The sequence below is a fragment of the Anaerobiospirillum sp. NML120449 genome (assembly GCF_023051105.1).
Taxonomy (GTDB): domain Bacteria; phylum Pseudomonadota; class Gammaproteobacteria; order Enterobacterales; family Succinivibrionaceae; genus Anaerobiospirillum.
Map to the genome: position 1 here is coordinate 20,705 of NZ_JALKIL010000049.1, position 9,466 is coordinate 30,170.

5 protein-coding genes are annotated in these 9,466 nt (G+C 54.4%); 3 read left to right on the forward strand and 2 right to left on the reverse strand.

Going from position 1 to position 9,466, the window contains the following annotated elements; all coding sequences use genetic code 11:
• The first annotated feature begins 116 nt into the window (after positions 1 to 116).
• From rpoC to MXE41_RS11355, 3 genes are all read left to right on the forward strand, one after another.
• Positions 117 to 4,475 (forward strand): DNA-directed RNA polymerase subunit beta', encoded by a 4,359-nt coding sequence (gene rpoC / locus MXE41_RS11345; RefSeq protein WP_246978798.1) that lies wholly within the window; start codon positions 117 to 119, stop codon positions 4,473 to 4,475.
• Between the two features lie 240 nt (positions 4,476 to 4,715).
• Positions 4,716 to 5,201, forward strand: a complete 486-nt coding sequence (locus tag MXE41_RS11350; RefSeq protein WP_247100569.1) for a DsrE family protein — start codon at positions 4,716 to 4,718, stop codon at positions 5,199 to 5,201.
• Positions 5,195 to 5,878 carry a hypothetical protein gene (locus MXE41_RS11355; protein ID WP_247100570.1) on the forward strand — a complete coding sequence of 228 codons (684 nt, stop codon included), beginning with the start codon at positions 5,195 to 5,197 and terminating at the stop codon, positions 5,876 to 5,878. Before MXE41_RS11350 ends, MXE41_RS11355 begins: the two co-directional genes overlap by 7 nt.
• 633 nt (positions 5,879 to 6,511) lie before the next feature.
• On the opposite strand, the gene MXE41_RS11360 is transcribed toward MXE41_RS11355, so the two are convergent.
• Both MXE41_RS11360 and glpK read right to left on the reverse strand, forming a co-directional pair.
• Positions 6,512 to 7,234 (reverse strand): MIP/aquaporin family protein, encoded by a 723-nt coding sequence (locus tag MXE41_RS11360; RefSeq protein WP_247100571.1) that lies wholly within the window; start codon positions 7,232 to 7,234, stop codon positions 6,512 to 6,514.
• A gap of 3 nt (positions 7,235 to 7,237) precedes the next feature.
• A complete protein-coding gene (gene glpK / locus MXE41_RS11365) occupies positions 7,238 to 8,731 on the reverse strand; it encodes a glycerol kinase GlpK (RefSeq protein ID WP_247100572.1) in 1,494 nt (497 codons plus the stop codon).
• Positions 8,732 to 9,466: the final 735 nt, after the last annotated feature.

Here is a 9,466-nt window from a genome sequence, read left to right on the forward strand (position 1 = left end):
TCCAAGAAAACGGTCAGGATGAGGTCCTGTTAGAGGGCCTTAATACCCAGGCAGAGGCCGCTAAGAAGGACGACGATTTTGCCATTGACCTCGAGATTTCCGAATCCCTGGGCAGACTGGCAAACCGCAGCAACAACGCCCTCAAGCAGAAGCTTGAGGATTTTGACGCGATCAAGATTGGTCTGGCATCGCCAGAGATGATCCGTGCCTGGTCTTATGGTGAGGTTAAGAAGCCTGAGACCATCAACTACCGTACCTTTAAGCCTGAGCGCGATGGCCTGTTCTGTGCCAAGATCTTCGGCCCTAACAAGGATTACGAGTGTCTGTGCGGCAAGTACAAGCGTTTAAAGCACCGTGGCACCATCTGTGACAAGTGTGGTGTAGAAGTAACTCAGGCCAAGGTACGCCGTGAGCGTATGGGTCACATTGAGCTTGCCTCCCCAGTTGCCCATATCTGGTTCTTAAAGTCACTGCCATCCCGTATCGGTCTGATTCTCGATATGAAGCTGCGCGATATTGAAAGCGTACTTTACTTCGAGAGCTATGTTGTTACCGATCCTGGCATGACCGATCTGGCAACCCGCCAGCTGTTAACCGAAGAAGAGTACATGAATGCTCTTGAGATCTACGGTGATGAGTTCAGTGCCAAGATGGGTGCTGAGGCCATTCTCGAGATCCTGCAGCAGATGGACCTCAATCAGGAAATCTCTGATCTCCGTGAGGCCCTCGAGCACACCTCTTCTGAGTCCAGCCGTAAGAAGTTCGCCAAGCGCTTAAAGCTCATGGAGGCTTTCGTACACTCAGGCAACAAGCCAGAGTGGATGATCCTCACTGTGCTGCCAGTGCTGCCACCAGATCTTCGTCCGCTGGTTCCACTTGATGGTGGCCGTTTTGCCACCTCCGATCTCAACGACTTATACCGTCGTGTGATCAACCGTAACAACCGCTTAAAGCGTCTGCTTGACCTGGTTGCCCCTGAAATCATCGTACGCAACGAAAAGCGTATGCTTCAGGAATCTGTTGACGCCTTAATGGATAACGGCCGTCGCGGTCGTGCCATTGCCGGCTCCAACAAGCGCCCATTAAAGTCACTGGCTGACATGATTAAGGGTAAGCAGGGCCGCTTCCGTCAGAACCTGCTCGGTAAGCGTGTTGACTACTCAGGTCGTTCTGTAATTACCTGTGGTCCTAACCTGCGCCTGCACCAGTGCGGTCTTCCTAAGAAGATGGCTCTGGAGCTGTTCAAGCCATTCATCTACGGCCGTCTGGAGATCCGTGGTCACGCTGCCACCATCAAGGCTGCCAAGAAGATGGTAGAGCGTGAGGACGCAATCGTATGGGATGTACTCGACGAGGTTATCCGCGAGCATCCAGTACTGTTAAACCGTGCTCCTACCCTGCACCGTCTGGGTATTCAGGCCTTCGAACCGATTCTTATCGAAGGTAAGGCCATCCGTCTGCACCCTCTGGTATGTCCAGCCTTTAACGCTGACTTCGACGGTGACCAGATGGCTGTGCACATTCCGTTAACTCTCGAGGCTCAGCTTGAAGCCCGTGCGTTAATGATGTCCACAAACAACATTCTGTCTCCTGCTTCAGGTGATCCTATTATCGTTCCTGCACAGGACGTGGTTCTGGGTCTGTACTACATGACCAAGTCCCGTGTCGGTGCACGTGGCGAGGGTATGATCCTCTCTGATGCCTATGAGGCTGAGCGCGTTTATAAGGCCGGTATCGCTGATATGCAGGCCCGTGTAGCCTGCCGCATCAACTTCAGCATCAAGAACCCTGAGACCGGCGAGCTTGAGGATCGCAATGAGCTGCGTCTGACCACTATCGGCCGTGCCATTCTGTCCTTAATCCTGCCACGCGGTATGTCCTACGACTACATCGATCCTCCGGTAGAGGGCGTATCTCAGGAGAACATGCGTGAGATCTTAAGCCACGAAGACTGGTTTACCCGCGTATCCAACCAGCCACTGGGCAAGAAGCGTATTGCCGGTCTGTTAAACACCTGCTACCGTCTGCTCGGCCTTAAGGATACCGTCATGTTCGCTGACCGCGTCATGTACACCGGCTTCCGCAACGCTGCTATCTCCGGCTCCTCCGTATGTGTGGACGACATGCTCATTCCTAAGGAGAAGCAGACCATTATCGCCGCTGCCCAGAAGGAAGTTCTTTCCATTCAGCAGCAGTTCGACAACGGTCAGATTACTCAGGGCGAGCGTTACAACAAGGTTATCGATATCTGGTCCAACGCCAACGACAAGGTCATGAAGGCCATGATGGCCAACCTGTCCGTTGAGAACGCCACCAATATCCTGGGTCAGGAAGAGAAGCAGGCTTCCTTCAACTCCATCTACATGATGGCTGACTCCGGTGCCCGTGGTTCACCAGCTCAGATTCGTCAGCTGGCCGGTATGCGTGGTCTGATGGCTACTCCAGACGGTTCCATTATTGAAACCCCGATTATCGCCAACTTCCGTGAAGGTCTGAACGTACAGCAGTACTTCATTTCCACCCACGGTGCCCGTAAGGGTCTTGCTGATACCGCTCTGAAGACCGCTAACTCCGGTTACCTGACCCGCCGTCTGGTTGACGTGGCTCAGGATCTGGTTATTACCGAGGACGATTGCGGTACTACCGAGGGTCTGGAGATTACTCCACATGTATCCGGTGGTGACGTTATTGAGAACCTGCGTGATCGCGTTCTGGGCCGTACCCTGGCCGATGACGTGCTCAAGCCAGGCTCCAAGGAAGTCCTGCTGCCAGCCGGCACTCTGCTTGATGAGAAGTGCTGCTCCCTGCTTGAGGATTACAAGATTGAGCGCGTAAAGGTTCGCTCACCTATCACCTGTAATACCAAGTACGGTGTCTGTGCCCGCTGCTACGGCCGTGATCTTGCCCGTGGTCATATCGTCAACGCCGGTGAGGCCGTTGGTGTTATCGCCGCCCAGTCCATCGGTGAGCCAGGTACTCAGCTGACCATGCGTACCTTCCACATCGGTGGTGCTGCATCACGTGCTGTTGCCGAGTCCGGTGCTACCGTAAAGAATTCAGGTACTATCCGTATCCTTAATTCCAAGACCGTAACCAATACCGATGGCAAGGAAGTAGTAACTTCCCGTCAGTCCGAGCTGCTGGTTATGGATGAGAACGGTGCTTCCAAGGAAAGCCACAAGATCCCATACGGCGCTATCTTTGAGATCAAGGATGGCGACGAGGTCAAGGCCGGCACTGTTGTTGCCCGCTGGGATCCGCACACCCACCCAATTATTTCTGAAGTGCACGGCCGCCTGAAGTTCATCGACATTATCGAGGGTATTACCGTTGATAAGAAGGAAGATGAGGCTCTGGGTATTTCCTCTATCGAGGTCCGTGAAATTGCCGCCCGTCCATCTCAGGGTAAGGACAAGCGTCCAGCCGTTAAGATTGTTGACTCCGACGGCAATGATGTAATGATCCCAGGTACTACCGTACCTGCTCAGTACATGCTTCAGGGTAAGGCCATTGTTCAGCTGATGGACGGTGCCGAGGTTAACATCGGTGACATTATTGCCCGTATTCCTCAGCAGGCCGGTGGTACCAAGGATATTACCGGTGGTCTGCCACGTGTTGCTGACCTGTTCGAAGCCCGCTCTCCTAAGGAGCCAGCCATTCTGGCTGAGATTTCCGGTACCATTTCCTTCGGCCGTGAGACCAAGTCCAAGCGTCGTCTCATCATTACTCCGGAGCCAGGTACTGTAAATGAGATTGGACAGCCACTGGCCCAGTACGAGGAGATGATCAACCTCAACCGCAACCTCAACGTATTCGAGGGTGAAAAGGTTCAGAAGGGTGAAATGATCGCCGAAGGCCCAGAGTCACCACACGACATCTTACGTCTGCGTGGTGTTAACGCTGTTGCCAACTACATCGTTAACGAGGTTCAGGACGTTTACCGTCTGCAGGGTGTAAAGATTAACGATAAGCACATTGAAGTTATCGTTCGTCAGATGCTCCGCAAGTGTGAGGTTCTGGATCCGGGTGACTCCACCGAGTTCATCAAGGATGAGCAGGCTGAAGTTGCCTACGTACGTACCGTCAACGAGCGTCTGCGTGCCGAGGGCAAGCGTGAAGTTCTCTACCGTCACGTCCTCATGGGTCTGACCAAGGCTTCCCTGTCCACCGAGTCCTTCATCTCTGCCGCTTCCTTCCAGGAAACCACCCGCGTGCTGACCGAGGCTTCCGTAGCCGGTAAGGTTGACGAGCTGCGTGGTCTCAAGGAGAACGTAATTGTAGGTCGACTCATTCCTGCAGGTACCGGCTTCAAGTACCACCAGCAGCGTCGTGAGGAGATTGCCCGCTCCCGTCTCAAGAGCGAGGTCTTTGACAACAACGTTTCCAATGATGAGGTTGAAAAGCAGATTGGTGAGGCTCTGGACAGCCTGAATTATGCTACTGCCCTGAACACCGCCAATACTGACAGCATCTAACTGACAGCACTCTTTCCTGCAGGCAGCACCTGGCAACCCGGACATTGCGGTCCGGCTGTTACGGCGCTGCCTCAGGAGCCCACAGGGCCCCGGAGCCCAAGCCCGGCCCAAAGCCGATGGCACGTCAGGCAACAGCCTGACAGCCCCGGCCTTGCCGGCCACGCAAGCCCCGGGATTTGCTAAGATGACCATGGTTCCATCACGGATCCATGGTCATTTTTTTTGATAAAGGCCTGAACCATGACCCAGCCACTATCCTTTATTATCAACGCGCCCTGCACCTGCATCGAGGCCCACACTGCCCTGCAGCGCCTCATTGAAGAGGCCCTGCCCCAGGACCAGCCGCGCACCCTGATTTTCATGGGCGCTGCCGCCCCGATGGCCTCACCACAGCCCTCCACCCTGAACACCCCGATGGCCTCACCACAGCCCTCCTCCCAGACCACCCAACCAGCCAACGCAGCTGCCTCAGCTGCGCCAGCCGATCCGGCCGCCGCTCCAGACAGCCTGGCCGTTGCGCCTGCAGCGGCAGCACAGCTGGACGCTCTGGCTGCGGGCTACCAGCAGCTTGCTGCCCGACGTGGCACCACCTTGCTGGTTTGCGGACGAGCAGCACGCGAGTATGGCCTCGATGAAAGCACAGTAGCGCCAGGCATCAGCCTTACAGGCTATATGGAGCTGCTGGCCCTTATGAACAGCAAGGAGCACAAGGTAATCGTATGGTAAACCTCACCGTCGTCTTTGAAAGCCTGACCACAACCCAGACCGCTCCCAGCGAGCTACTGCTCAACAAACACGAGCAGTCCGATGGGCAGGCTCTGTCCCGCACCGAGCTTATCAACAGCTTTGAGCATGGGCTGCAGCTGCTGCTCAACGCCGCCGACCTGGACCTCGAGGTCAGGGCGATTATGTTCGTTGATGCATGCGCCCTGACCAGTGCACATCATGCACAGGCCGCCAACACAACAACCGCCTGCGGCACCAGCGCCAGCGGCACTTGCGCCGCCGCCGCCACAACAACCGCCTGCGGCACCAGCACCGTCAGCAACAGCTCACTGCCCCGGCATCTGAGCGAACTAATGGGGGAAAAGCTCATCAGAAAAATGGGCCAGCTTGATCTGTATGACATACCTTGCATGGTGCTGGACATATCAGCCGGTGACGCCTGCCAGTCTCAGTCTGGTTTCCCAGGCATTGCAGGGGGCAGCACCGCAGAGTGCACAGCTGCAGAAAGCAGCAGCGCAGAATGCTGCACTGCACAGTGCGGCGCCGATGCAGCCCGTGCTGCAAGCGAGTTAAATGCAGCCAGCGCAGTAAGCGCGCTCATGCCATACTTCAAGGTAGAGGGGGCCCATCAGGTACGAGCTGTCATGGCTGACAGCCGACACATTATTACCGTGTAAAGCGGTGCCGAACGGTTCTAAATAAAACACTTTATAAAGTACTTTTAGAGAGCGCTTTGCGCAGTACCAGCGTGCAACTGCATGAGTTGTCAGCGCAGTCTCAGCAGAAACAGAGCTGCGGCACTTTCCAGCGCATAGCAGGTGCGGCAGCTGCTGGCAGAGGATAGCAGTGGATGTTCTTGCAACTTGATGTTGCTCAGTGGGTGGAGTAGTGGGAGTTCAGAAAGTGCAGATTTTTTAAGAAAATGGTGGAAAAGCGTGCATTTTTGAGGGAAATTGGGCGTTTTTTGAAGAAAATGGCGAGTTTTGAGCAGTTGGAGCTCAGTTGAGTTGAGCTGTAGTTACTGGGGGGCTGGCAAGTTTACAGTGCGGTCAGGTGCGAGCGGTAACCATTTTGAGAGGGCGGTCTGGCTGGGTGGAGATGGCCATTTTAAAATGCGGCCGGGGCTGGTGGGTGGAGATGGCCATTTTGAAATGCGGCCGGGGCTGGTGGGTGGACCTGCTTGAAGTGCGGCCGTGGTTTGTGGGTCGACCAGTTTGAAATGCGGCAGGGTCGGTGGTCTAGTTTTGGGGACGAAAAAAGAGGGGCCGAAGCCCCTCTGTTAAATAGTTTCTTCTACTTTAAGTACTGTTTTAGGCACCAATCTGCCATGGGATTGCATTGTATACCAGTACGGCCAGGATGCCGCCTACGTATGGAGCAAGGAATGGAACCATGGCATAACGGAAATTGGAGTCGCCCTTGCCCTTGATTGGCATGACAAAGTGAGCCAGACGTGGGCCCATGTCACGGGCAGGGTTAATGGCGTAACCGGTCAAACCGCCCAGGGACATACCGATGGACACGATGATACCGAATACGAAGATCTTATCCAGACCGGTAGCAATGCCATCAACCTGAGCAATACCGAGAATGGCGAATACCAGAACGAAGGTACCGATAATCTCGGACATGGAGTTACGGAAGTAGTTAGGAATGGATGGGGAGGTGCAGAAGACGCCCAGCTTGGTCTTGGCATCTTCCTCGGCATCCAGGTGGTCCTTGAACAGAGTGTGGGTGAGCACACCACCGAGGAAACCACCGGCCATCTGGGCTACAAAGTAGCCTGGGACCATTTCCCATGGGAAGGTGCCATTGACAGCCAGAGCTACGGTCAGGGCCGGATTGAAGTGAGCACCTGAGGCAGCACCGAAGATGTAGGCCGGAATCATAACGGCCAGACCCCATGCGATGGTGATAACTACTACACCGCCGCCATTCATGTTGGATTTCTTAAGGATAACGTTGGCTACTACACCGGTACCAAGGAGGATCAGAAGGGCAGTGCCTACAAATTCGCCAATATATGGAAGCATAGTTTATTCCTCATCTTTTGCCCAGCCGTGAGAGTAGGTTAAGGCCTTGTTCCAGCCTTTGATGCGCTTGGCGCGATCATCTTCGCTGATGGATGGCTCAAATACCTTGTCGATAGCCCAGTTCTGGATAACGTCTTCCTTGGAAGCCCAGTAGCCTACAGCAAGACCGGCCAGATAGGCAGCACCCATGGCAGTGGTCTCTACACACTTAGGACGTAATACCGGAGCTGCGATGATGTCAGACTGAATCTGCATTAACAGATTGTTGGCAGAGGCACCGCCGTCAACCTTCAGAGAATGCAGATCAATGTTGGAATCGGCCTTCATGGCAGTGATAACATCATTGGTCTGGTAGGCAAGAGACTCGAGGGTGGCACGGATGATATGGGACTTGTTCACGCCACGGGTAATACCGACGATGGTGCCACGGGCATACTGATCCCAGTGTGGGGCACCCAGACCGGTAAAGGCAGGTACTACGTAGCAGCCATTGGTGTCCTTAACCTTGGAGGCCATGTACTCGGAGTCAATGGAGGAATCGATAAGACGCATCTCGTCACGCAGCCACTGAATGGCGGCACCGGCAACGAAGATGGAGCCTTCGAGGGCATAGTTGACCTTGCCGTCAATGCCCCAGGCAATGGTGGTAACCAGACCGTTCTTGGAGAATACTGGCTTTTCACCGGTGTTCATGAGCAGGAAGCAGCCGGTACCGTAGGTGTTCTTGGCCTCACCTGCGTTAAAGCAGGTCTGACCGAATAAAGCGGCCTGCTGGTCACCGGCAGCACCGGCGATCTTGACCTCGCCACCGAAGTAGTCGGTGGTGCCGTATACGCAGCTTGATGGCTTAACCTCAGGGAGCATGCAGCGAGGAATGCCCAGCTCCTTTAAGATCTCCTCATCCCAGCACAGATCCTGGATGTTGAAGAGCATGGTACGGGAGGCGTTGGAGTAGTCGGTTACGTGAACCTTACCCTTGGTCAGCTTCCAGATAAGCCAGGTATCAACAGTACCAAAGAGCAGCTCGCCCTTTTCAGCACGCTCACGGGCACCCTCTACATTATCGAGGATCCACTTGATCTTGGTACCGGAGAAGTAGGCATCGATAACAAGACCGGTCTTCTCACGGAACTTGTCGGTAAGGCCCTTCTCTTTCAGGGAGTCACAGTAGGAGGAGGTACGGCGGCACTGCCAGACGATGGCGTTGTAGACAGGTTCGCCGGTGTTCTTGTCCCATACAATGGCGGTTTCACGCTGGTTGGTAATACCGATGGCAGCGATATCTTCAGCCTTGGCGGAAATCTTGTTTAAGGCTTCAACAGCTACACCCAGCTGAGAGGCCCAGATTTCGTCGGCATCGTGCTCAACCCAACCTGGTTTTGGAAAGTACTGAGTGAAGGCACGCTGTGCTACTGAGCACACTTCGCCCTTCTGGTTGAATAAAATGCAGCGGTTGCTGGTGGTGCCTGCATCTAACGCCATTACATACTTGGCCATAGTAATTCCTCAATAGTTAAACAATCCAAAAACATGTGTTACATCAGGACAGGTGCTCAGACGGGACTAGCCCTTTGTCCTCCACGAACACAGGGGCGCTACAGAAAAAACATTAGTACTTAAAGTAGCAAGGACATTCTCACCTCTATGGTGAGTATGGTAACCGCAGCACCAGACCTGTAGCCTGAGATGTGGTTACTCATGCTCCTGCAGCTGTGTACAGGAGACTGGTGCAGCACCTTTAAGGCATCCTCATCCTCAGGTGCATGCAAAATGGTTGCGGCCAAACGGCAGGTGTTTAAGGGCCGTTTAACCCGGACAGTGATCATGAGCCGTACTGCATGGCTGCAGAGCCCCTCTGATCCGCTATTACTGTCCTGGCCGCAGGCTGCTCATCAGTGTCAGCCTGAATATCTGTAAGCGGGCCCCTTTTTTCAGCGTGTGAGCCGGGGCCTTGTTAATTGTTACGGCTGCTCATCAGTGTCAGCCTGAATATCTGTAAGGGGGCCCCTTTTACAGCATGTGACCCGGGGCCTTGTTAATTGTTACGGCTGCTCATCAGTGGCAGCCTGAATATCTGTAAGGGGGCCATTTTTTCAGCGTGTGAGCCGGGGCCTTGTTAATTGTTACGGCTGCTCATCAGTGGCAGCCTGAATATCTGTAAGGGGGCCATTTTTTCAGCGTGTGAGCCGGGGCCTTGTTAATTGTTACGGCTGCTCATCAGTGGCAGCCTGA